We start from the raw sequence: 23,268 nt of genomic DNA on the forward strand, positions 1-23,268 counted from the left end.
GATTTTCTCGGTAGATTGCTTCGCAATCTACCTGCGACACCTCCCGTGTGGGCTACGCCCTCCAAAATACCCGCCTAAAAGGAGTGTCTGCACAATGAATTAAAGACTTACGCGTAAAAGCATGTAGTCCTTTGATCAAAGAACAAAACTAATCAAAACACTACAGTAATAGTTCACTTGGCGAAGGGAGAAAGCAATGGTATCAGATTACCTCCATAAACAGGTAAAAGTGAAAATAGACAGACCGTTAGGTTCGAAACATCCCAGACATCACTTCATCTACCTTCTCAATTACGGATATATTCCCGGCACAATCTCGGGGGATGGCATGGAGATAGATGCCTATGTCCTGGGTGAGTTTGAACCGCTGGAAACTTATGAAGGAAAAGTAATCGCAGTCGTTATTAGACATGATGATGTAGAAGATAAACTTGTCGTATCTAACAAGCATTATACCAGTGAACAGATTCGCGCATTGATTGAGTTCCAAGAACGATTCTTTCAAATCAATATCATCATGTAAAGCTCGGTGAAATACGTCCGTTGCGTGTACGAACCGTATTTCCAGCCGCTGATGTTTTGATCCGCTTTTGATGGCATCTGTCTATGCCAAAGTCGACCACACGGCCCGTCTTCCCGAATGATTCCACCCTCAGCTTCCGCTTGTTCATCGGATTTCTGGGACATGTACAAAATGCATTTCGAATCTCTCAAACGCTTCTGAACCCTGCAAAAAACAGAAGAACCTGCGAAATGGCCTTGGTTTCCAAGGTTTTTCGCAGGTTCTTAACATGTTTTCTTGACTTCATTTTCACGTGTGTTATAATAATATTCGCAAAACGAAATTCCTTTCTAGCTAGGGAGAGGGCGTACTTCCCTTCACCGGCACCATTCGTTGCGGATGTTTGGATACCTGCGGGTGTAGTTCAATGGTAGAACTCTAGCTTCCCAAGCTAGCGGCGTGGGTTCGATTCCCATCACCCGCTCCATAGAATCAGATTGTAAAAACCTTGAGAAATCAAGGTTTTTTTCTTTTTGATTCTTTAGGTTGAAGGGGGGAGGGATGCTATTTAGTGGCATATGGTGAGTGATTCTCCCCTCAAAGATAGCGAACTTTCTCGTTAACTCAAAAAGCCGTGTGAATACAACATACAACCAACGCCAAAAAAAGCGGTTGCCTAGTAAATAGCTCGTTCCTTATCTGAGAACAGGCTGGTTATATGGACAAGAACCTGTGATATGAAAAGTAAAACCGATTTTTTTGTCATTGTGTGCTATACACAGTTGTGGTCCAACATTTTGTGTTTAAGATCATATACCAATTGAAGTGGTTATAAAGGTTGCGTATAATGTAATTGATTCTTATTATTGGGGGAATTTGTAAAAGTGAATTTGGAACAAAAAGTCTTCCGACTAATTATTCCGTCAATCTTCTCTGTATATATAGTTGGCAGCTCAATGCTTGAAGGGTTTCTTTATTTTGTTATTGTTGACGATGTGAATCAAGGTTTCATTCCGTGGAAAGATTTTTGGGGCGTTTCAAAACTGACTGCAATTCGGTTCCTTGTAATGGCAGTGGTGATATTTATCATGTACCGACTTGGAAGCAGAACGTTGTTTATCTTGCTGTTTAGCATTGCTCTTTTTGAATTTATAGTATTTCTTGGGGCAAATCACTTTATCTTTTACCCGCCTTTAGTATCCAATCTCTTAATAACGATGATTTGTGGACTCATTATAAAAAAGGATAAAGGGTGTTTAGTTCCAAAGGGAGGATCAAACTAAAAAGTTTGGATATGAAATAACAAAATCCTAACCACAAACATAACCATCCCGTCTTCCCCTTGTGAAAAGTGAGACGGGATATTTATATTTATAGTATGAATCATTTTGTCTATAAAGTAAAAAAGTCAGCTATATGGATTACTCTAGCTAGATTAATTGATGCTCGGAAACATGGACTGTACGATTTGAATTATTTTTTCAGCTAGTTTTACCGTCAATAGTAGTTTCATTCGTTTTAAACCTAACTCGGATCAAAGAACAACAGCGGCAATCCAGGACGAGAAAAGAAAGTCCTAGAATGCCGTTATTTCTGTCTGTACTGCTATTCCATGAACACAGTTTTGGTTTCTTTCTGAGGTTTATCGTCGCGAATGACTAGTAGCAGCCCAATAAAAATAAATACTGTGCCCATCCAAAAAGACAAACCAATCTGTTCGCCAAGTAATACCCAACCTAAAAAAGTACCCACTATCGGCTGTAAAAAGAAAAATAATCCGCCACTGGAAGCATTAAGCTTTTGCAAGCCTCGATTCCACAACAAAAAGCCACACGCTGTAGAAATGACCCCCAAATATAGCAAGCCACCCCAAATAGAAGGCTGCATAATCGCTTGAAAATCAAGCTTAGTCAATCTCCCAAGTGTAAAAGGCGTTAGAAGGGCAATGGCTACAAGCGGTTTAACCCCTTAAAATTTGAGTCTTTCTCCCTTATTCTCGCATTTTCATATGCTTCTTCCCTCCTTCAACCACCTAGGAGTCTAGGAAGGAAAACGCCTAGCGTCAAGGAGATCACTTGACCCCAGACGTTTTCCTTCCTGCTTGTCAGCTAGGTTGAAGTAGGGATCATTCTGCAATCCTTTGCCATACTACACTTTCACAACAAATGGTGTAATGAGTTGCAAGGCAAAGGCTTTACCAAATTCTACAGGTGATAAATCGTACAAGCTTCCATGAATCCGTCGCTGATTATAAAAGAGCAGATAGTTTGTCACGATTTCATAGGCTTCTTGATAGCTCTGAAATTCATTCCGCTGCAAACATTCTTTCTCCAAAACACTGTGAAATGACTCAATGTGAGCGTTTTTATTGGGTGTCTTTGGAGGAATTCGCTCATGCACCGTTTGGAAATGCTGACAGGCTTCTTCAAAGGCATGGCTAATAAACTGTGGACCGTTATCCGTACGGATAACAGGGCGATCATCACAATTGAATTGCTGCCGTTTCCACAAAGCACGTTGGAGAATCTGAGCAGCATGTTTTCCTTCGCAGGTCAGTCCGAAATGGTAGTCCACGATCGCTCGATCATAGACATCAATGAGACTCATCAGGAAAAAGAAACGCTGTTCTCCTACGATAAATCCGTATTTTACGTCTATCTCCCACAATTGATTCGGAGCGGTAATCTCTCGGTTGTTTGCCAACTTTCGAGGATGTTTCCTTTTCTTTTGTCGTTGTGGTTGCAGGAGTTCTTCTTCTTTCAGCAAGCGGTAAACCTTTTTCTTGTTGATGACCAGTTGGTGGTCTCGCCGTAGGCAGACGGTAAGCTTTCGATATCCATAAGCAGATTCTTCATCGGCAATCAACTCGGATAGCCATTCTTTGATTTGTTCGTCACTGACAGGTTGTCCGTCTTTTGACAACGAATAACCGGGTATAGGTCTTCCTCCGTGATAAACGCGAGGTTTTTGGGAGGCTTTGTTTTTTCGGTAATAGTAGGTTGCTTCCAGGATGCCGACAATACGTAGCACTAGTTTGGCTGTGTACCCCAGCTGTATCCACTTGTCGGCTATTTCCATTTTGTCCGATAAGCTGGGTTCACCTTTTTTACAAGATCACGAAGGATCGCGATTTCCAAGTCCTTTTCTCCCAGTAATTTCTTCAGTTTATCATTCTCCGTTTCCAGTTCCCGAAACTCTCCTGGACTTGGTGTATAGCTTGTTACAGCTTTAGCTTCGGAAGACGTATTCTGCCAATCTGCGTGTTTGGAGTCACGTATCCATCGATACAGCATTTTAGGGTCTATCCCATGCCGTCTGGCTACTTGGTGTATTTTGCAACTCAAAAATGCAGAGTTTGGCGGCCAATTTATGCAGAACACTGCCAACATCAATACAAAAGAATTTAGGAAGACTTCATGCTGGATAGAGCATGGCGCAGTCGGTAGCTTTCTCCGGTAAACGCCAGAATATGGGCGTGGTGGACGAGGCGATCCACAAGGGCTGCCGTCAATCGCGTATCTCCAAACACCGTATTCCACTGCCCAAACTCCAAATTCGACGTCACAATCACACTGTTTCTCTCATAGCAGGCCGAGATAACATGAAACAACAGCTCAGCCCCCGTTTGGTGAAAGGGAACAAACCCAACCTCGTCCAAAATCAACAACTCACAGTCTGCCAGTTCTTTTTGAAACCGCATCAGTGCCCCATTCGCGTGTTTTTCCTGCAAGAGCGCAACCAGATCGGGAACACGGAAGAATCGAACGGCATATCCCCTTCGGCACGCCTCTACGCCAAGCGCTGTTGCCAGATGGGTCTTCCCCGTGCCCACTTTTCCCAGCATCAGCACATTTTCCTTGCGCTCCAAAAAACGTAGGTCGATCAATCCCTCCTTTGTACATGTTTCCGGTAAGGTGACTGCCTCAAAAGCGTAATCTTCCAGTGTCTTCAGTTGGGGAAACGCGGCTTTCTTTATCAGTCGCTTCAGCTTTGTCTCCTCCCGCCGTTGAATCTCCATCCGCAAGACTCCCAGCAAGAAGCTCTCCCGATCTTCAAACGGCACCTGTTCATAGGTTTCCATCACATGCGCCAAATGCAAAGTTTTGCACACCTTTGCCAGCTCTTCTCTCATTCCACCCTCACCCCCAGGATCCGGTCGTACTCATCCAGTATGGGTATCTGCCCGTGAAGGGCAGGGGGTGTATGCGACTCTGAAAACGGTTCCGGGCGGAAAACAGGGTGTTTTATCGCGTAAAGGGCATGCTCCAAGGCAACAGCCAGATGCTCTTGCTGATGCGACAATTCTCCCAGTACTTGCCCGATTTCCTTCAACGTATAGGTGTCGAGCAATCGATGGAGCAGGCGAATTCGTGCTTTTCGTGCATTCATGTCTTCCACCGTCAAAAACGTTTGGAGCGCCTGAGGCATCATATTGGTAAAGGAAGAATACATCACCGCCCGCGGGCGTTTTTCATATCTCTTCAATACCGCCTTCCAATCTACTGGAATGACTTTCTCCGTATAGGGACGAGGCAATGTCACAATCGGGGTGTATGTCCCGTCTGCCGTTAACACCTCCAGCACATCCCACTTGACTTTCACCAAAACCGGCTGCATGGCCCGACACTGCGGCAACGGGAAGAGAGCCGCGTCAAACGACAGCTCAGCGTATTTGTTCAGGTGGCACGTCTCCAGCCGGAAAATCTCCAGCGGTGTCGTCGGCAGCGTCAGCAGCTTGCATTTTTCTTGCTTCCACAACTCGGCAATGGTTTGCTTTTTCACATAGTGAGGGCGCTGCATATCCGCACGGGCAGCTTCCGCCAAATACGTCTCCAGTTGTTCCGGCGTATCGATAACCGGTGGCGGAACACACCAGTTCCGGCGTCCATACCCCACTTTGTTTTCCACATGGCCTTTCTCATGGCCGCTGTATGGATTGCAAAACAGGGGCTCAAAGCGGTAATGGGCGCAGAAACGCCGAAACGCTTCCGTACACTCTCGTTTTCCGCCTTGCTGGATGGACACAACAGCAGCGGACAAGTTGTCAAACCAAATCTTGCGAGGAACCCCTCCCATTTGCTGAAATAGCCGCCCTAAGGCCTCCAGAAAGCATTCCGTGTTTTCTTTCGGAACCGGGAACACAAAGGCGGCATTGCTGTACGGAAACGACAGGGTCAATACTTTCCGCTCCACCAGTTCTCCCGACTTGACCACGTACACCGTCCCAAAGTCAGCCTGGGCTTCCCCGCCTGGATGCTCCAAACGCTCAAAATGTTCGGCTCGTTCGGCTGCCATGGCTTTCTTCCGTTTGGAGACATATTCGGATACCGTTCGCTGCCCGCCAGGGAAGCCGTACTCATCCCGTAACCGCTGAAACATGCGGACGGCTGTATGGCGTTGCTTGCGTGGAAGACGCTCATCATCCTCCAGCCATGTGTCAATAATCTCTAAGTACGGTCCCAACACCGGATGGCGGCCTTTTCGCTTGCATACCGGTTCATTCCAATCGTCGCGATCCGCATATTTCTTGGCGGTTCGCCAATTCACCTGGACACGTTCCGCAATTTCCTGAATCGAACACCCTTCGACTTCCCGCAAAAATCGGATATACTGTTGTTGTGGCACTTTCAACATTCCTCTCACTCCCTCAGATTCTAGCCAAATCCAAGGGTAGATTTTGTAGGGGGATGTTGGCAAGTGCCTTTTTCATGGCCTCAGAATTGCGGTGGAACTCTGCAGTTTTCCGCCGCAATTCTCTGCACTTTTATCCTGCCATAAACACTTGGCTAGCGTTTCCTACTTCGTGGGCTTCCTGGATCAATTGTTGTTTGAACTCGATTGAATAGCGTCTCCGTTGCATAAAAATATCCCCCTGTTCTTCTGATATCAGCTTAACAAGATAAGGGGGTATGACTCAAATCCAATTTTGGGGCTTAAAAGATACGATATCGATCATGCGGAATCCACTCCTTCACGCTCCTTTCCGTATGGAATGGTAGACATGATGACAGGTTTTCAAAAAAAGAAAGAGCGGACACCTGTAAGTAAGGTGCCAGCCCAGATAGAACCCCCACATTTTGTCGGGGTTTTCTTCAGTCCAAAGGGCACATGAAGCCCCCCTCATAAGAGTCCTGTAAGTTCTTAATTCATAATCACACACCATGGAACCATCGCACACGATGGACGAACTTCCGCTGGCTTGGCAGCAAGCGCAGCACTCGATACAGACAGAACCAGCGTGACAGAAAAAACAATCGCAGCGATCTTCTTCATCATTCCACACCCCAAATTTGTAATTTTATGTTAATTTTATCCCAAGTTACATCTGGTTTCAACCGTAAAAGGTAATAATTTCCTCGTTTTCAACCGCCAATCGTTTGAAGTAAATAATTTCCGGATCACCTTCATCCAGGTTCTCAATAATACCTGTTTTTAAATAACCGAGCCGATCACATAGGTTGTGCATGGGAAGATTGGACTGGTTGGTTGAGGTAAATAATTTCGATGTAGGGCATAGCTTCTCGAGATGTTTGATAAGAGCTGTTGCAATCCCTTTTTGGCGGTAAGCAGGGTCCACGATAACGAGAGAAATAAACCAATACCCAAAAAAGTTCGTATCAAAAGTCAGAAAACCGGATATCGAAGCGTTTTGTTCAGCAACGAGACAGCGATGATGATCAATCATTTCCGATAAATATCCAGATCTGCTCGAAGAATGGATGACCTTCTCATCCATCCGTAATATTTCAATGGTGTCATTTATATTTGCATATCGCGTGATCATTTGTATCACCCTAATTTTTCGAATTTGCCAGTCAGAGTAAACCAAAATAACAAATAGTGGGAAAGAAATCAAGTCGGATTGAAGTAAATGCCAAAAAACCCTCCAAACAGAGGGTTTTAGTGAAAATCAACATCAATCCTTTTTTTAGAGCTTGGTTGAATCTTTGGCATACAAGCAAATAGAGAGAACGAGCAAGCCGAGCAATGTTGAGAGTTGAAAGAAAGAAATCCCTGTAAGGAATGCAAATATCCCGATTATCATAACGATAACGAAAATAAATTTGAACCAGAATGGTTGATTTTTCATTAGATGCACAACCTTCTTTTTGGTAAATTTTACCATACAAATGAACGGTTGTAACATATTCAAACGCACTATGTAATTGGGGCATTATTTCTTTGCCAATGCGAGTCATTACGAATTTTGATGAAACATTTGTTCAACTTTTTGCGTTATACTTATATAAAAATCGACACAGAGGAGAGTATAGCATGTTTCATATATCGAAAAAGGTAATAATTGGAGGAGTGGCGGGAGCATTGTTGTTTACCGGGGGAATGCTCGCCGGAAGCAATAGCGCCATCGCCAAAAAGGGAACGCAATCCATTAAGGCTAACTTTGCGAATATCAAGCTCATGATCAACGGGAAGGAAATTCAGACCAAAGCGGAGCCCTTCACTTACAACGGCAACGTGTATGTGCCTGCTGCCACTATCGCGAACATGTTTGGTATTGGTCAAAAGTGGGATAATAGCGTTCCTGCGGTTCGTTTCGAAGGCCCTGACCGGGTGACTAGCGACCCGATCTTTGGAGGAATGCAGGGACAGCAGACGTACCCCTTCCCCTTGGACTATGTGTACGCATTGCGTCCAGGTTTTGAAAAAGTCGTTAACATCGTAAATAATAAAGAACTTGTTATTCCGAAGATGGAGAGTACCGGAAAGTTAAGTGAGATTTCTCGTATGGTCCACGGAAACATGTTCTATATGCTGGAAACCAATTCCCAAGGGTCATTTATCAACGGGTATGAGATCGACAAGGTAAATACTGGTATTACGAAACTGTTTTCCCGCCAGATCGAGCCTGTTAAAGGAAAGCTTACTTTCAATGAATCAACGAGGGAATTTACCGAGAAAATTCACGAATATGTTGACGGGAAGCTTAAACTCGTCGGGGTTAAGGTGTATCTCATCAATTGGGATAACATGATCACCAAAACAGATGAATTGCTTATGAAATAATATAGAACCTTACTGGCACGAATGATCGGCCAGCAGGCCGCAGTTCAACATACGTACGGAAAAGCCAGCCTAGAAGGTAAAGCGACGTCTCAAGCTCGGAGGCCGCCATTCACCAGGGCTGGCTTTTTGTTGTTTTTCGAGGTGGCAACAAGACGCAACAGGGAGGATCAACGTGTCGGTGCCGTCAACCCACGCAAGCCCAAACATCGCTACCAAGAAGCGAGGCAAGACGAATTCATGGGTAGTGTACCTGTGGGAATCAAAGTCCGATAATGCCGCGATATCGATGCCCGTCAAAGGCCCGAGCCAAGCGCTCATACAGAAGGAGAAGGGGAGAAGTCGAGAGATGCGATCCGATTGCGGACAATGATTGCAACGATCAATGAACCGATTACAGCTTTGAGCGGTTCCGCTCCTAATAAAAAAGGTTGTAACGGCGCAGCTTCGGCTCTGTCACGAAAAGACGGCGGAGAACCAGCTTAAACTGCATCCAGTATAATTGCCCTGAAGGATTTGGTATAATCTGGATGGCGGGAGGGGTGTCATGAAGCTGATTGCCTACGTTTTGCTAATGATCATTGTTTTAACGGGCTGCAGCACTGATAAGGAGCAGGAAATCCAGCCGTTGGATGCATCTTACTCAGAACAAAAGGCTGTACTGGCTCCAACGGAGGAAGATATGCCCGCTGCTCTCTTGGACATAAACAAATTGGTACAATCAACCCGAGGGCTTCCTGATCAAGCGGGCGGAGTAGAGGAACTGCTCGGAAAACCGCTCAAAACAGAGCAAGGTGAATGGACGTTATATGGTTCGGGAGCAAAGACCCCGTTTATCAGGCATTATTATGAACATGCCGTAGGAACGGTATCTGTTATGTACATTGACGGCAATATTGCCCATATAAACGTAGAATTTGCGGAACCATTGCATGATTCGGGTGACGAGATGAAAGCGTTGGAGCTGATAGGGATCGTGAAAGACGATTTCCTTAAGAAAATTGCGGAAGAATCGAATTATACACGCTTTATTTTGAGGGATTTCTATTACGCGGACGTGATTCATGGAAAACCGGATAAGCCAGCTTTCATTCTCGGGATAAAGGTTGTGACAGATGAAACGTATGAATAGCCGAAGGCATTGAACCGAAATAGTGAGCAGGGCACCCTTACCAAAGAAACCCCACCCAAACAGGTGAGGTTTTTTCTGTTGAAGCATTTGCAATACGGTTATGCATTTCAAAAACTACTCCATGAATTGAAGGATGATCTTCCCGATATTGCGGTTCTCTTCCATATACACATGAGCTTTATCTACCATTTCAATCGGAAATACGGTGTCGATGACAGGATGTACTTCTTTTCTTTCCAGATATGCCCCAACATTTTCCATGAAGTCTTTCGTTAAAAGAGCTTTGTATTCATCGCTTCTTGGCGTCAGCAATGTCCCTGTCAATTGGACGCATTTCGCCATCAAGGAAAACAAATGTACGCTTTCCACTTCACTTCCGCCTAAAATGCCGATGAGGACCCAGCGCCCTTCCTTTTTTATACTCGCCAGGTTTTTCTCCCAATACGCAGCGCCAATAAAGTCCAGAATCAAATCGGCACCGCGCCCGTTTGTAGACTTCAGAACCTCTTCTTCAAATGCCTGCTCTTTGTAATTGATCGTGACGTCGGCTCCCAACTCCCGGCAGAAATCCAGTTTTCTCTGGGAACCGGCAGTCACGATTACTTTTGCGTTACACAGTTTTTTTGCCAACTGAATGGCGGCTGTCCCAACTCCGCTGGCACCAGCATGGATTAAGACGGTTTCATTTTTTTGCAGCTTGCCGATCCAAAATAACGTTTGATAGGCAGTGAGGAACACTTCGGGAATGGATGCCGCTTCTTCAAACGATAAAGACTCGGGGATTTTCATTGCCCGATCGGCTGGCATGATGGCAAACTCGGCATAGCCGCCGCCATTGACCAATCCCATCACTCTGTCACCTGCGGAAAGGGAGCTGTATCCGTTCGTTTCTACAACTGTACCGGCTATTTCAACACCTAAAACAGGGTTTGCGGCATACCCTGCCTTTCCTTCGCGTGTAATGATATCGGTTCGATTTACTGCCGCTGCATGTACGCGTACAAGCAATTCTCCTTGCTTTGGTTCGGGGATTGGCAAATTGGCAATCTCAAGTTGATCGGGACCGCCTGGCTTTTTGACGATAACTGCTTTCATCATGAACCACTTCCTATAACGTATATGGTGATGAAGGTACATACCTTGTGGATGCAAAAACAAAAATGGAAAGCGAAGGCAACCATCTCTTTCATATGGAACAACTTTCCTGGTTCTTACCATAACATATTTGCCTGGAAATGAAAGCAATGGTCTTCTTACTGTTTCCCAAAAGTCTTGCTCAGACTCGTCACGGCGTATAAACCAGTGACAGGCATGCAGATGGGGTCAGCTTTTTGCAATTGGAGACAATAAGGCGAGGGGAGGTGAAGGAAATGTCTCTAGGCAATGAAGACAAAAGTCAGCAGCAGGAGATGGGACATGACGGTAGCAATATGCATGGCTATTCCCTGACAAAAAAGGAGCATAGTCTGGCTGAAAACGCAGGCAAAGGAACTGTAGAGCCCGAAAAACAGGGTGAAAAGGTAAATGAATTAGCCTAGCGTGCTGCTAAGTTAACACATGAATAGCGAAAAACAAAAACAGGCCCTCCGGCGGTGAGTTTATGGCTGTGACCAAGGAGGGTCCTTTGCTTTGAACGGCATAAAAAACACCTTCACAGCATTAGGTGAAGGCGCGAATCATGTTGCAGAGTTAGAGATCTACTTTTGTTATTCCCCTAGCTGCTGGCGTTGCTTCATCTTCGTCTGGTGTCGGGAACATCTGGTATTGATGACGTCTGACGATTTCACTTTCATCCAGGGTAGAGGTTACGGTGTTTGTTTCAGTTTGGTTTGCTTCCTGTTTGCCTTTTTCAACGCGGTCTGCCATCCAAGTCACCCCCTCAAAAAGCTAGTCTCTTCAGGAAGTTTGGACGTTATACAGGGACACTTGAGTGTCATGGAAAGGGGGCCCATTTCTATCCCGCATACATATCAGAGAGATGCATACAAAAAACGCGCCCGAGAGAGCGCGCAGACATTAGAAATGGTGATGATTGTTGTGCATCTGACTTAGTGTCTGGTGAGCGATTGAATCGTCCATCGAGTGCTTTTGAGCATATTCATCCCGCTTTTTCATACTAATTGATCCGCTTAGACACCATGCTAAACCAACCAAAACAAGTAATCCGCCGAAAACATACAGCACTGGCATCACCCCTTAATCAGGTTACTTTTAGTTTAGCAAATATTACCACATAAGTCATTACCCAATCAAATTCGACGATCAAGGTGCAAATCCATAAAACAGCAAGATAAAAATGAAATTCAAAACAAAACCGGCTCCAATCGCAAGCGGAATATATAAGAGGCTCAGAAGAACGCCGAGAAACAGGGGAAGCTCTTTACTTTTCGCAAAGCGGATCAGTCCAACAAATCCAGCTACCAACAGCGGGACGATATACAAAAAGGCGAACAGGCTGACCCATTCGATTAATGTGTGAAAAGCTTCTTGCGGAACAGGACCCTGTTTCATATGATAGGCCTCGATGATATACAACCTTCCGAACCAAAAGACAGCCGAAAGAACGATATAGTAATAAACGAATAGTCTTGTTTGACGCATATCTGTTCACTCCGATTCGGGATGCTTTCTATAAACATTAAACCGAAGAGAACATGAATGAAAAAAGTACCAACTTTTTTTGGTACCTTTGCTTGACGTCCACTTGATGTCATTACTGCTCTTTTTATATGACGGTTTGTCAAGCCAAGTGCGACAGAGCTTCCAAGAATGATTCGTGAGCGGTTTTCCAGCCTAAACATTTTCTCGGTCGATTGTTAATGAGATACAGTGCCTGACCCAATTCTTCCTCGGAAACCTCAGCGAAGTCTTTTCCTTTTGGGAAAAATTCACGAAGAAGTCCATTGGAATTCTCATTGGTGCCACGTTGCCAGGAAGAGTATGGATCGGCAAAGTAAATGTTTAGGTTATGGACGGATTCCAGGCGATCATAACAGGCAAATTCTTTTCCTCGATCAACAGTGGCTGTTTGAAACGTACCTTTGGGAAAAGAGCGAGCAATCATACCAAATGCCTTCTCTAGCGAAATGGAAGTCCGATCAGGCATCTTGATAGCAAGATAGAGACGGGTCTTACGCTCGGCAAACGTGGCTACACATGCTTTACTTTTTCCTCGACTCGAAACAACCGTATCAAGCTCCCAGTGACCAAAACTCTCGCGTTTTCTCACTTCTTTGGGTCGCTGTTGAATGGATTTACCTACGTTAAATCGACCACGTGTTTCACGAGGCTGTCTGCGTTTTCCTTTATGGCGCAAGACAGTGGTATCTCCTTTCACCAAAAGTCCTTGATACAGCCATCGGTAGATCGTTCTAAACGATACCTTCTGCTCTGGGCAGTCTTGGCTCATACGTCCGGAAATTTGCTCGGGAGACCAGGTTTGCGCTAATTTTTCAGCAATATAGGAGCCACGTTCGGGTGTCCATTTGCCACGGGAAGTGGACTTCTCTCGACGCTGCCCATACGCATGATGAGCCGTCTCGGCTTGATATTCGCCTGCCTCCATTCCCCGAGTTAACTCACGGGCAATCGTAGAGTGATGCCGTTTGAGTTCAGTGGCAATGGCCCGAGTAGACCAACCCAGACGATGGAGTAACGCTAGCTGACTGCGCTCTGTTATGCTAAGATGTGAATAACTCATGATTGATTCTCCTGTGTAAATGTGTTGTGGTAACTTCATTTTACACGAATCAATCATGGGCCATTTTTTTGCCTTTGGTTAGGTGTCGCACTTCATATTACAATCCGTCATATACAAAAAAACAACAGGCTGTCATAAGCCTGCTGCCAGGAACTGAACTTTTTCATCATTTTACTTTGGCAAACACACAGGTATCCCTCAATTCCTTTCCGTCTACAGAAAGCAAGTCGTTGCGTAAAATCCCTTCCAGTACAAATCCTAATCTTTCCGGAATGGCACGACTTTTCACGTTCTGGGGATCACACCGAATTTCCACACGCCGTGCTTTTAATTCCTCAAAGGCAAAGGCGGTAATTCCTTGGACAGCTTCTGTCATGTATCCATTTCCGCTAAAGCGGGTGTCGATCCAGTAGCCGATCTCAAACTTGGGGATGGCCCAATTGATGCGATGGAGTCCAGATGAGGCGATAAAATCGCCGGACTCTTTATGAAATACCAGAAGTCGCAAGTCCTCCCGTTTCAAAAAATCCAAATGAGATTTACGGATGCTGATTTCTACATCCTGTTCTGTCTGTTCATGATGGGCGAAAGGCATCACAGGCTTTAGCTCTTCGAGAGAAGCGGTGATCGCTTGGAAAACAGCTTTGCCGTCTCCTGGTTTTGGCATTCGGATTAACAGCCGATCCGTGCAAAATTCACTCGGGAAATCAAGCAGCAGTGGATTCATTTTCATTTCTCTCCCATTCCATTTCTCATTGTAGTGTAGGTGCCTGACTTTTCAGACGCGATCAAGCGGTCGGTACGGTTCCGGCGGGAGCTCTACGCAGATTGGATCGCCAGGCTTAACTTCTCCGTCCGCCAGCACGATTCCCATGATTCCCGCCTTGCGGATCAGGTTGCCATGCTCGTCGTGATCCAAAAGTGCTGCCATCAGACCTGGCAGGAAGCGGTCCAACTGAGCACAAGGATTGCGTAATCCGGTAATCTCTACAAGCGCCGTTTCGCCCAGCCGGAGCCTGGTACCTACTGGCAGCCCAAGCAGGTTAATGCCGCGTGTTGTGATATTCTCTCCCAACTGCCCGGCAGAGACAGTAAACCCGGCCCCCTTTAATTCATCAAATGCTGACCGCTACTACCTCCGTTGTCTGTTTCATTCTATACGACACCTCCTGTTGTCATTGTAACCGGAAGAAGCTGGGAGAGCGAGTCATTTGCCGCACATCATACACAGAACTTTATGGAGGGGAACAAAAAAGCCAAAAGATCAGGGGTTCGTTTGTTCACCCGGATCTTTTGGCCAAATGGCTGTTGATTCACTGCCGAAATAATACTGTGTCTGAAGCGAAGCTTACGTACCTTGTCTTTCCTGCTCGTCGACTCTTCCCAGAAAGCGGTGGTAAAAAAACTCGGCAACACCAAGCACTACTACCGTAAAAAGCATTTCACCAAAACTGAAGTTCCAATTCATGAAGGCGGAAACAGCCCATAAGTAGACAGCTGCCAGGATTGCATCGGAAACAGTTGCGATCAGGTTATTCGAAGCGCGCAAGATAAGCTGGTCGCCGATCAGGTAGGCGATGATCGATAAACCTACCGATGTGACAATGCTGGCCCATATGGTTGCTTCCGTAAACCAGTAAATAAAAGGGACCAAGATGATACCATTTATTACCAGCTTGACTATAAAGCGATACAATGCCATCCACTCCATTCAAAATATCATTGGGAATATTATTTCTTTCTGGCGGCAGTGTTATTCGTCCATCAAGGAAGAATTATCAATGAAAAACCCCCATGCTTTGAGGGGACGAAAAGGGGAGGGCAGAGGCAGGGCTGCGGTCAAGCTTTTGGCATCCATAGGCTATCTGTTTGGGTCGCAGAAGCTATTTTGATAATACAAGTACATCATCATTGCTTTTCTGCCCGCTGCGGTGTCCGCATTCCTTTTGTGTTTTAGACATTTCAGCATTTTTTGGTCACAGCTGCAGGCAAAATATCCTCGTTTCTTATAGCACAAGTCATGCTTCCTGCAGCAGGCATCCACGTCATCAATCGGCGGTTCAGGGCCACTGCATCCGGGGCCGCACCAGTTTCCGTAAAAACAAGGAAACTTTCTTGATTTCCTGTCCCTGTACATTCCCATACGGATTCACCACGTTTGCGTGTTTTTTATCATCATATGGGGGAAACGGCTGGTTGATTGGATGCATCGCGAGGAAGAAGCGGAGCGGACTACTCGTCTTGAACTGCAAGTTCGTCATATGGCCAAAGAGCGGCCATTCATACGCAATGCTTCAAAGGCAGAATCTCTAGACACAGACGGAGAAAGCAGGGGGCGGCGGCGAGTAATGTGCGATGATTCATGTGCGCTCTATATATTCTGCCTGATAGGAATTGGCCCCTGCGTGAACGGAAAGCAATGTGTCGGCGTAGCCAACCAGACGATTGACCAATTCTTCGGATATTTGGTAGACCAGAGGATGGAGCTCCGGCTGATGGAGTGACGGATCATCGTAAATGATGGTTGTGTTTATAAAGACATCCCTGTTACCGTACAGATCGTAGTGGATGATCACTTTGCCTGCGGCACCTTCCGTCAACGGGTCTTTAAAGCCAGGCAGAAATACATACCACTCTTCCGCTGTTGCAGAGCGAAAGTTTTTCGTAAAAGTGAGACCGTTGATTTCCTCTTCAATTCGTTGTTTGATTTCCGGGGGGATGAGCGGTGTTATTTTTTCCATACCTGTAGGATGATCAACGAGGTACACGGTATATTCACCAAGTCGTGTGATCCTGACAGTACCTGTCATGGCGATCAGGCAGCCGAATTGTCGAACCACAGGACTCAGAGCTGTTATTGCGTGAAAGCGCTACTTATTCCTCCAGCTTATTTGAGGGTGTTTTGGTACAAAAAGTAAAAAGCAGTCTTGGCGATTTCGTTTGAAAACCCATGTCAGAGTCGAAAGTCACAATGATGTTCCGCTTGATAGAAGAAATGCTCTATGCAAATTTTTTTCACTGTAGTTATATCTTCCTGATTTCTTTTGCAAACGCAACCTTGGACAAGCATATGGCTGTCAAAAAGGGTACCTCTTTTATTCACGTCTATCTCTCTTTTGCCGTCAGGTTTCTCAGCGAGAACTGGCGGCTATTTGTTTGCCCGTGATCAGGAAAACCGCCGAGCTATTGTATCGAGAGCCGCAAACCAAACATTCGACGAATAGTGAGTAGGGTGAAATTTTTGAAACTTATGAAATCTGTTGTCGTATTACATAGATAAAGCCAGTCATAAAGGAGATGCGAATGGAAAATCAGAAAGTGACACAGCTCAATCCCAAATTGGGCGCCCCTAAGACGATTGTGACCATCATTGTCGCTCTCATCATCGGTTTCCTCATTTTTCAATCGGTAACGATAATCCAGGCGGGGCATCGTGGCGTTGTATTGCAGTTGGGAGCCGTTCAACCGCAAGTTTTTGACGAGGGTCTTCATTTCCGTATTCCCTTTATTCAAACGGTCATTCCGATGGAGGTACGGGTCCAAAAATCAGAGACCAGTCAAACTTCGGCCTCCCGGGATTTGCAGACCGTGGCAACAACCATCGCTGTCAACCATCATCTGGATGGCAATAATGTCAACAGGCTTTATCAGGAGGTGGGGATGGATTACGCTGCCAGGATAGTCGATCCTGCAATCGCCGAAGCGTTGAAAGCGGTAACAGCACAATATACGGCAGAAGAATTGATCTCCAAGCGCTCTGAAGTAAGTGCAAAAGTAAAAGAAGTGCTGAAGGAGAAGCTTGCTTCTTATTACATCGTCCTGGACGAAATCAACATCCGCGAGTTTAAATTCAGTGAAGAATTTGACCGTGCGATTGAAGCAAAGCAAGTCGCCGAGCAGCAAGCGCTCAAGTCAAAGCTTGATTTGGAACGGATCAAAATCGAGAAGGAGCAGGAAATTACGAAGGCTCAGGCACAGGCCGAAGCGCTCCGCCTGCAAAAACAGGAAGTTACACCTGAGTTGATTCAATTGAGGCAAATCGAAGCCCAACTGGAAGCGATTCGCCGCTGGGACGGGAAATTGCCAAATGTTACAGGGGGAGCCACTCCTTTTATTAACGTTGACAACAAGTAGTTTCAAAACCAGTGCCCTTTGGCGTAAGAATTGCTGAAGGGCTTTTCTGTCGTTTCGCAATAGGGGGTGGATTACTGCGGATAAGCCGTTCCATCCCCGCGAAAAAGCTTTCGCACCATCTCATAGAGCCTTCCAGACATATGGGGAAAAACGATTGCGTACTGATCTGCACCATTTCGCAAAAGAGCAACCGGTACCTCGACGAAATACGGGATTTTCATCAGATCGAGAATTTTTTTGTATTCTTCCAGTTGATTGTGATCCACCGTGTAATAAAAGGCTTTGTCCATAGCTATCACGCTCCTCTTCTTCATATTACCAAAGATGCGTTTTTGATAAAAACATCAGTTTCTTGCATCTATGTAACCAAAAAGCCCTTCTTGCACCAAGAAGAGCAATTTTAGCCGCAGGAGAGTAGGCCGTGCCCCTGTTATAAAGCATCATCTGGATCAACGGATTGGGCCGTCAGAGGAAAATCATCCGGGACAGAATCGATGTCTTCCGCGAGAGAATCTTCCGACTGAGCATCAACGCCTTCCGCGAGAGAATCAAAATCTTCCGACTGAGCATCAATGCCTTCCGGGATAGAAGCAAAATCTTCTGACCGAGCATCAAATCCTTCCGGAAGAGAGCCAAAATACGATTCAGTGCTCGCCGTGAGGTCATTTGTGACGAGAAGCCCATCAGTTGACAAGTCGTTCGTTGCAACCGGTTGATTCTTCTTATGGACCGCTCGTTTACGCCTGTCGTAGGTTATCGAATGGTTATTGTCATCGTCCTCGACGTGGTCACCGTCTCCGGCATCATCCTCAACCTCATCCGTCTTTTCAGGTTCAGTATCCTGCTCCTCATCCGGTTCAAATTGTGAATGGTCGTCACCTTCTTCAACCTGTGAGTCCATTTCGAACGCTGATTCAACCTCCGATCCTGCTGTTTCCTGTTCAAAGTCTTCTTCCAGTAGAGAATCCTCCCTTACACGATCTTTTTCCTTTAGAAGATCATTGTCGCTTCGCATGGCGATCTTTCTTTTCTTTGGCCGCACTTCAACCGACACGTTTGCTTTGCTTTTGGCCAATCTGCGCAAATAGGCACAAGTCCTGCTTATTTTTGCTTTGTTTGAACCTATTACGAGAATGGTCGTGCCGGGCAAGAGCCTCTTTTTTAAAGCGCGGTGCAGCTTTATCCTGCTTGTAAAGTGGCGTGCGCGTTTTTGGGGAAAACCGGAGCGAGTGGCTGCCCGGGAGATGCACCTGGCGTACGGACCGAGCGTGTAGAGGTAATCCACTTTCTTCATTGCCACATATCGGCCGATCCGTGCATATTCTTTTCGTGTGTATTTTCCCTGCATAGTGCCGAATACCGCGATGTTGGTTCCTTTTTCATTCTGGACCAGAATGTCGAGAGCGGCTTTTACAGCCGAAGGGCGTGCGATGGAGGTACCCTCTATGACGCGAATATCGTTTTGGACGTGAGATACTCCCGGCCGCCGCTGGGACAAACCGGCCTGGATCTCATGTGGAGCATATCCGGATGTGTGACTGGCTGCGATCGCCTTGAGCGCGTCCACAATGTTTTGGAACCCTTGACGAATATCTCTTTTTGCTAACCTATCCAAAACAACAATAGCTCTGCGGTATTGCGGCTGTTTCTGGCGTGTACGGATACGGGCATTGCTTGTCAGCACGTGTTTGCCTGATGCATAGACTCTCCGGCGTTTCTTGAGAATGGGTGCGGGCATTTCTTTGATGGGCGCTTCACCCGTTTTGCCAGTTACAGCGATGATGACGTTTCCGTTTCTGCTCGACTTTTTGACAGCTCCAGACCGGATGGAACGAACCCGAAGCGATTTGACCACTTTTTTCTGCGATGTCCTGCCCTTATCTTTCTGCGGCGAATTGATCTTTGTCGCTGTTCTTTTTGGGAAGCCATTTTTTTTCGATCGTTCTTGTCTCAATCTGTTTAGTTTCCCTCCCTACAAACAATGTGGGCAGCGCTGACATATACTATGTCTGGATGAGACAGCCCGTATAGACGAAAAGCTTTCAAACATTTGCCGAGGATAGACGGGTCAAGTTCTTTTTTTCGTAAAAAAAGAGCCAATCCCGGTTGGGTGGCTCCAAATGAAAATGTAGTAGCTAACGTAAAAACGATTTACGAGTATGAAAGCGATCTTGCACGACTATTTGGCCGGATTGTTGAAGAGGCTCAGTATCTTCTATCTCTGTCTCGACGACGGCGGCAGCATTCAGGTGGACACCAACGACAGTGATCAGGGCAATATCTGCGTCTGGATGGGGGACGATATTGATCCCGTTGAGTTGGCCATTGTGGACTTTGTGCTGACCAATACGGGCTCTGTGAGGACCATTGCGGACTTTGTGGTGACCATTGAGAACTTTGACCTGACCCTCGCCCAGGATAAGAATACATGAACTTCATCCTCTCCGTTTTTTCTTGGATTACCATACCTGTATATTCTGGTGCACGTAATTGTGGATAGACAGATGACCTGAAGGCAGGGGAAACAGGCTGAAATCCATCGGCTTATCGCCTGCGGGCGGAGGACGGAGAGGGAAATGTTTCATTGTCATGTAAATCATTGCGGTTATTTCCGTTTTATGTAACAGAGCAGACATGATGAGAAGAGAAGGCCGTACATAACGAACTGCAATGCTTGTCCTTTGTTACGAGTGGATCAGCTGCTGTTTCGCTTTGGGAAGACCTTTGAAAACCAAATGATACGAAAGGTCAATTTGGCTCAACAGTTCTTGCTCCGGGACGGTGCCATCCACTTCAACTGTATTCCAGTGACGTTTATTGAGAGGGTATCCCGGTTTGATTGCTTGATACTGGAAACGCAAAGTCTCGGCAAGATCCGGTTCGCACTTTAAGCTTATCTGCAGTCCGTTTTCTCCAGTTGCAAGCAAGGCAAACATTTTTCCCCCGACCTTCATGACGTGTATATCCTCACCAAACGGAAAATCCTCTGCTGCTCCTTTTTTGTCAAGACAGTATTGTCTCAGCTCCAGCATATTCATAGGGATCCCTCAGCTTTCGAGAAAATGGGTAAACAAGGTGATACTCTGTTCATGATAGTTGGAACATGCTGGCATTGGCAACAGAATCCCGGATATTTTGACCAGAAGCGGCACATAGTAACAGAGTGCAATCGTTTGAAATCGGGCGAAGCCCAGCGCTTCGTAGCCTACATAGAAGAGGAGAATGGGAATGCCCAAGGATGAACGTAATGACCAACAGCCGCAAATCAATCTGTTGATCACCAAGCAAAACATGGATACTCCATATATTACCGAGCAGGAAGTTGATTCCGATGTAAATGAAGACCCGAAGAGGGAGTACATGTTGGATGAATCAGCGGAGGCGTTTATCCGGCAGCATGTGGAGTCATCTGAGGATGAGTAAAGCGGCGGGAGGGGGAAGTGCGTCTATGCACACGAACGTGCCCCTCCCCGATTTACCATCAGTCTTCTCGCAATGCATGCAGTATTTCACTTCGATCACTCCATTATCAGAATGATGGGGGAAATACAAGAAATCAACCAAGCGAGTTTTTTTGAACGAAATGCTCTACACGATCAAGCCAGTCGCCGCAAAGCGTTTGAACCAATTGCCGCTTTTCAATCTCCAGCATATGACCAACGCTGTCAAGAATCGAAAAAGTGGCATGCGGAAAATGTTCGAGCATTGACCAATGATCGCTGTAGCCGCAAATGGCATCCTGCCGTCCGAGAAGAAACAAGGTAGGAGCGGTGAAGAGACTCGTGCTGTCTATGGGATCAAGTGAGAAAAAATAGCCTTTGGTACGCCATTCGGATGTGAGAAAGTCTCGGTCTGCCAGCAGACGGCCCGGCTGCACCTCTTCCAGGAATCGAGTGAGATTCTCCCTGGTTTGGACAACCATCAGCGTTTCGAATGCTGTTCGTATATCCGGATGGAGATCATGGAGCATCTCCTCATCTTGTCGTAGAATTGTCTTGTCAGGCAGGGTGCGTTTCTGTAAGTGAAGAGCGGGTGCGAGGAGGAAAAAACCGTCCAGAAGCTCTTTTCTTTTTGCATAAATGCCTTGGGCGATATAACCGCCGTAGGACTTGCCTGCCAGGGTAAAACGCTTCTCGGGTATGAAGTCGTCCAAAAAGCCCAGAATGACATGGAGAATATCCTCTGAGGTCGTTACCCATTCTTTTACATGGCTGTGTCCGTGCGCCGGCAGATCGATATAGATGCGCTGCCAGCCTGGCCGATTGGCAAAAAGGGGCTCCATCCATGCCTGCATGGCCCGGTGGTCTGTTCCGAGAGCATGCAAGACGACAAGCGGTTTTCCTTCCCCGTAGCTAGCGTAAGAGATGGTATCCTTCCAGTTGGAGGCCACAGTTCATCACCTGATCCCATGTTTCGTTTGATTACCGGATTCCGGTATAAAAGCGGAGTTGGATAGCTGCTGTCGATTCAAAGAAGCAGGTTTTCGTATTTGAAATCATGTTTTTCCGTGCGCCGTTTTCGGTAGCGGACGAACGATTCTTCAAACAATTGAGTACCTACAAGAACAGGAAGTATATCCCCCCACTGATCGCCAACAGGACGAGGAAAAACAACAAGCGTTCTCTTTTCTTCGATGCACATGGCGTAAAGAAAAATTCCGCAAATGTCCAAACCAATAGCAAGGCCCCCAGAAAGAGCTTCCCAATCACTTCTCATACCTCCGTTCTAAAAGCCCGTTGACAGCAATCTTTTGGACCTCTACGATTCATAGAAAAGACTGCTCCAAACTTCGCAAAATCGCAGTTTGCCTATTTCGGAAATCTGTGGAATCGTCGGACGGATAGTGCTTGTTTTGTATGCAGTACATCAAGGCTTCCTGAAAAACTGAGTGTCATACACAAGAAGGGAATTGAAAGGTGATTGAAGATTCTCCCCAAAACGTGTAGGCTAAGCTCATCTTGTTAAACGGTCAAGGCTGGGAGCAGAGGCGAGTAAAGATGATCGAAGCGCTTTTGATCGTTTTCCTTTCATGGGAGTCTCACGTAATCAGAAAGGCGATGAGGAGAAGCAGGCTGCCTGTCAAGAGAATGCCAAAGACAATATAGCCAAACCATTTAAGCGGCTTCGGCATGCTTTCCATGTCGATAGGTTTCGAAGGTGTTCCGACAATGTTTCGGTAGTGGTCGACAACGCTGTTGAAGGGCTCATTTTCCCGTTGAGGAGGATCATCGGCTGGTCGTTTTTCATTCTTCAAATGAAAACACCTCCTTGTGGTTCATTTTACCACAAAACAGGATCGGACATGGTAGCCCCTCGTTGGCGGTTGTCGAATGAACCAAAAAAAGCGTACTCGTGAAAGGAGAAGAAGATGGCATGGACAAGCATAAACAGGTGGAAACGCCAGCGGGACTTGCGCTTTTGGAGCGTCTACGAACGATTTGCACGCAATTTCCCGAGGTGCAGGAAAAAGTAGACTCCTTTGGACATACAACCTTCCGTGTGGGGGACAAGCCTTTTGTCATGATCGCTGAGCGCGGGCTAGAGACTACTTTTTCGCTCAAGACAACTCCCCACACACAGGAGCTGCTGCTGCATAAGGGCGGCTACACCAAGACACCGTATATCGGGCAGCACGGATGGGTATCTGTAAGCGGGTCTACCACTCCAGACTGGGAGGAAATCGAAGGCTTGATCCAAGAAGGCTACCTGCGGACCGCGCCGAAGCGTCTGGCGAACCTTTACCAAGAACAGCAGGGACAACGCAGATGACACAAAAAA

At 46.2% G+C, this 23,268-nt stretch carries 27 protein-coding genes, 1 tRNA gene and 1 pseudogene; 10 read left to right on the forward strand and 19 right to left on the reverse strand.

The features are described 5' to 3' along the window. Positions 1 to 196 precede the first annotated feature (196 nt). The 3 genes from V5G20_RS13460 (at position 197) to V5G20_RS13470 (ending at position 1,785) form a co-directional block, all read left to right on the forward strand. Entirely contained in the window at positions 197 to 523 is a 327-nt protein-coding gene (locus tag V5G20_RS13460; RefSeq protein WP_003385603.1) for an inorganic diphosphatase, read from the forward strand. A gap of 392 nt (positions 524 to 915) precedes the next feature. After that, a tRNA-Gly gene (locus V5G20_RS13465) sits at positions 916 to 989 on the forward strand. A gap of 397 nt (positions 990 to 1,386) precedes the next feature. Further along, complete coding sequence (locus tag V5G20_RS13470; protein ID WP_172920479.1) at positions 1,387 to 1,785, forward strand: hypothetical protein; 399 nt, start codon at positions 1,387 to 1,389, stop codon at positions 1,783 to 1,785. A gap of 322 nt (positions 1,786 to 2,107) precedes the next feature. Here V5G20_RS13470 and V5G20_RS13475 read toward each other — a convergent pair. From V5G20_RS13475 to V5G20_RS13500, 6 genes and pseudogenes are all read right to left on the reverse strand, one after another. Beyond that, a pseudogene (locus V5G20_RS13475) lies at positions 2,108 to 2,458 on the reverse strand (DMT family transporter); the annotation flags it as partial. 192 nt (positions 2,459 to 2,650) lie between these two features. After that, a complete protein-coding gene (locus V5G20_RS13480) occupies positions 2,651 to 3,580 on the reverse strand; it encodes an IS3 family transposase (protein ID WP_283858068.1) in 930 nt (309 codons plus the stop codon). Next, positions 3,571 to 3,795: a hypothetical protein gene (locus tag V5G20_RS13485; RefSeq protein WP_338460867.1), complete on the reverse strand. Its 225-nt coding sequence runs from the start codon at positions 3,793 to 3,795 to the stop codon at positions 3,571 to 3,573. The genes V5G20_RS13480 and V5G20_RS13485 overlap by 10 nt, the downstream gene beginning before the upstream one ends. Before the next feature lie 110 nt (positions 3,796 to 3,905). Next, a complete protein-coding gene (gene istB, locus V5G20_RS13490) occupies positions 3,906 to 4,634 on the reverse strand; it encodes an IS21-like element helper ATPase IstB (protein WP_023555238.1) in 729 nt (242 codons plus the stop codon). After that, entirely contained in the window at positions 4,631 to 6,136 is a 1,506-nt protein-coding gene (gene istA, locus V5G20_RS13495) for an IS21 family transposase (RefSeq protein WP_023555239.1), read from the reverse strand. The genes istB and istA overlap by 4 nt, the downstream gene beginning before the upstream one ends. Positions 6,137 to 6,833: 697 nt before the next feature. Next, entirely contained in the window at positions 6,834 to 7,286 is a 453-nt protein-coding gene (locus V5G20_RS13500) for a GNAT family N-acetyltransferase (protein ID WP_338460868.1), read from the reverse strand. Positions 7,287 to 7,777: 491 nt separating this feature from the next. On the opposite strand from V5G20_RS13500, the gene V5G20_RS13505 reads away from it, so the two are divergent. Further along, the gene (locus tag V5G20_RS13505; RefSeq protein ID WP_003390536.1) at positions 7,778 to 8,527 is read left to right on the forward strand and encodes a stalk domain-containing protein; all 750 of its coding nucleotides are present in this window, start codon (positions 7,778 to 7,780) and stop codon (positions 8,525 to 8,527) included. A gap of 544 nt (positions 8,528 to 9,071) precedes the next feature. After that, positions 9,072 to 9,656: a hypothetical protein gene (locus tag V5G20_RS13510; protein WP_024983650.1), complete on the forward strand. Its 585-nt coding sequence runs from the start codon at positions 9,072 to 9,074 to the stop codon at positions 9,654 to 9,656. A 114-nt stretch (positions 9,657 to 9,770) separates the two neighbouring features. Here V5G20_RS13510 and V5G20_RS13515 read toward each other — a convergent pair whose 3' ends face one another. After that, positions 9,771 to 10,751: an NAD(P)H-quinone oxidoreductase gene (locus tag V5G20_RS13515; RefSeq protein WP_338463467.1), complete on the reverse strand. Its 981-nt coding sequence runs from the start codon at positions 10,749 to 10,751 to the stop codon at positions 9,771 to 9,773. A gap of 275 nt (positions 10,752 to 11,026) precedes the next feature. On the opposite strand from V5G20_RS13515, the gene V5G20_RS13520 reads away from it, so the two are divergent. After that, the gene (locus V5G20_RS13520; RefSeq protein WP_197029776.1) at positions 11,027 to 11,194 is read left to right on the forward strand and encodes a hypothetical protein; all 168 of its coding nucleotides are present in this window, start codon (positions 11,027 to 11,029) and stop codon (positions 11,192 to 11,194) included. A 151-nt stretch (positions 11,195 to 11,345) separates the two neighbouring features. On the opposite strand, the gene V5G20_RS13525 is transcribed toward V5G20_RS13520, so the two are convergent. The 7 genes from V5G20_RS13525 to V5G20_RS13555 all read right to left on the reverse strand — a co-directional run bounded on the left by V5G20_RS13525 (position 11,346) and on the right by V5G20_RS13555 (position 16,097). Next, positions 11,346 to 11,522 (reverse strand): hypothetical protein, encoded by a 177-nt coding sequence (locus V5G20_RS13525; protein WP_170208387.1) that lies wholly within the window; start codon positions 11,520 to 11,522, stop codon positions 11,346 to 11,348. A gap of 396 nt (positions 11,523 to 11,918) precedes the next feature. Then, entirely contained in the window at positions 11,919 to 12,257 is a 339-nt protein-coding gene (locus V5G20_RS13530) for a hypothetical protein (RefSeq protein WP_024983648.1), read from the reverse strand. A 139-nt stretch (positions 12,258 to 12,396) separates the two neighbouring features. After that, positions 12,397 to 13,356 carry an IS30 family transposase gene (locus V5G20_RS13535; protein WP_327953988.1) on the reverse strand — a complete coding sequence of 320 codons (960 nt, stop codon included), beginning with the start codon at positions 13,354 to 13,356 and terminating at the stop codon, positions 12,397 to 12,399. 166 nt (positions 13,357 to 13,522) lie between these two features. Next, positions 13,523 to 14,083, reverse strand: a complete 561-nt coding sequence (locus tag V5G20_RS13540; RefSeq protein WP_003390532.1) for a GNAT family N-acetyltransferase — start codon at positions 14,081 to 14,083, stop codon at positions 13,523 to 13,525. Positions 14,084 to 14,134: 51 nt separating this feature from the next. Then, a complete protein-coding gene (locus V5G20_RS13545; protein ID WP_024983647.1) occupies positions 14,135 to 14,431 on the reverse strand; it encodes an MOSC domain-containing protein in 297 nt (98 codons plus the stop codon). A gap of 273 nt (positions 14,432 to 14,704) precedes the next feature. Further along, positions 14,705 to 15,058, reverse strand: coding sequence for a DUF2512 family protein (locus V5G20_RS13550; RefSeq protein ID WP_003390530.1), 354 nt, complete (start codon positions 15,056 to 15,058; stop codon positions 14,705 to 14,707). Between the two features lie 658 nt (positions 15,059 to 15,716). After that, entirely contained in the window at positions 15,717 to 16,097 is a 381-nt protein-coding gene (locus V5G20_RS13555; RefSeq protein WP_024983645.1) for a hypothetical protein, read from the reverse strand. Between the two features lie 562 nt (positions 16,098 to 16,659). Here V5G20_RS13555 and V5G20_RS13560 point away from each other — a divergent pair. Next, positions 16,660 to 17,490, forward strand: coding sequence for a prohibitin family protein (locus V5G20_RS13560; RefSeq protein WP_024983643.1), 831 nt, complete (start codon positions 16,660 to 16,662; stop codon positions 17,488 to 17,490). Between the two features lie 71 nt (positions 17,491 to 17,561). On the opposite strand, the gene V5G20_RS13565 is transcribed toward V5G20_RS13560, so the two are convergent. Together V5G20_RS13565 and V5G20_RS13570 are read right to left on the reverse strand one after the other, a co-directional pair. Then, a complete protein-coding gene (locus V5G20_RS13565; RefSeq protein ID WP_003390524.1) occupies positions 17,562 to 17,780 on the reverse strand; it encodes a hypothetical protein in 219 nt (72 codons plus the stop codon). Between the two features lie 140 nt (positions 17,781 to 17,920). Next, a complete protein-coding gene (locus tag V5G20_RS13570; RefSeq protein WP_024983642.1) occupies positions 17,921 to 19,444 on the reverse strand; it encodes a glutamate ligase domain-containing protein in 1,524 nt (507 codons plus the stop codon). A gap of 205 nt (positions 19,445 to 19,649) precedes the next feature. Between V5G20_RS13570 and V5G20_RS13575 the strand changes: the two genes are divergently transcribed. Then, on the forward strand, positions 19,650 to 19,922 hold the full coding sequence (locus V5G20_RS13575) for a hypothetical protein (protein ID WP_338460869.1): 273 nt from the start codon (positions 19,650 to 19,652) through the stop codon (positions 19,920 to 19,922). Positions 19,923 to 20,174: 252 nt separating this feature from the next. Here the strand turns inward: V5G20_RS13575 and V5G20_RS13580 are convergent, their stop codons facing one another. Then, complete coding sequence (locus V5G20_RS13580) at positions 20,175 to 20,522, reverse strand: MmcQ/YjbR family DNA-binding protein (protein WP_338463468.1); 348 nt, start codon at positions 20,520 to 20,522, stop codon at positions 20,175 to 20,177. Positions 20,523 to 20,718: 196 nt separating this feature from the next. Between V5G20_RS13580 and V5G20_RS13585 the strand changes: the two genes are divergently transcribed. Then, the gene (locus V5G20_RS13585; RefSeq protein ID WP_003390520.1) at positions 20,719 to 20,913 is read left to right on the forward strand and encodes a hypothetical protein; all 195 of its coding nucleotides are present in this window, start codon (positions 20,719 to 20,721) and stop codon (positions 20,911 to 20,913) included. A gap of 133 nt (positions 20,914 to 21,046) precedes the next feature. On the opposite strand, the gene V5G20_RS13590 is transcribed toward V5G20_RS13585, so the two are convergent. Together V5G20_RS13590 and V5G20_RS13595 are read right to left on the reverse strand one after the other, a co-directional pair. Beyond that, positions 21,047 to 21,880 carry an alpha/beta fold hydrolase gene (locus V5G20_RS13590; protein WP_003390519.1) on the reverse strand — a complete coding sequence of 278 codons (834 nt, stop codon included), beginning with the start codon at positions 21,878 to 21,880 and terminating at the stop codon, positions 21,047 to 21,049. 648 nt (positions 21,881 to 22,528) lie between these two features. Further along, positions 22,529 to 22,744 carry a hypothetical protein gene (locus V5G20_RS13595; RefSeq protein WP_311068426.1) on the reverse strand — a complete coding sequence of 72 codons (216 nt, stop codon included), beginning with the start codon at positions 22,742 to 22,744 and terminating at the stop codon, positions 22,529 to 22,531. Between the two features lie 119 nt (positions 22,745 to 22,863). On the opposite strand from V5G20_RS13595, the gene V5G20_RS13600 reads away from it, so the two are divergent. Next, complete coding sequence (locus V5G20_RS13600) at positions 22,864 to 23,259, forward strand: MmcQ/YjbR family DNA-binding protein (RefSeq protein WP_243014172.1); 396 nt, start codon at positions 22,864 to 22,866, stop codon at positions 23,257 to 23,259. Positions 23,260 to 23,268 lie beyond the last annotated feature (9 nt).

This window comes from Brevibacillus borstelensis, from assembly GCF_036700025.1.
GTDB classification, from domain to species: Bacteria; Bacillota; Bacilli; order Brevibacillales; family Brevibacillaceae; genus Brevibacillus; species Brevibacillus borstelensis.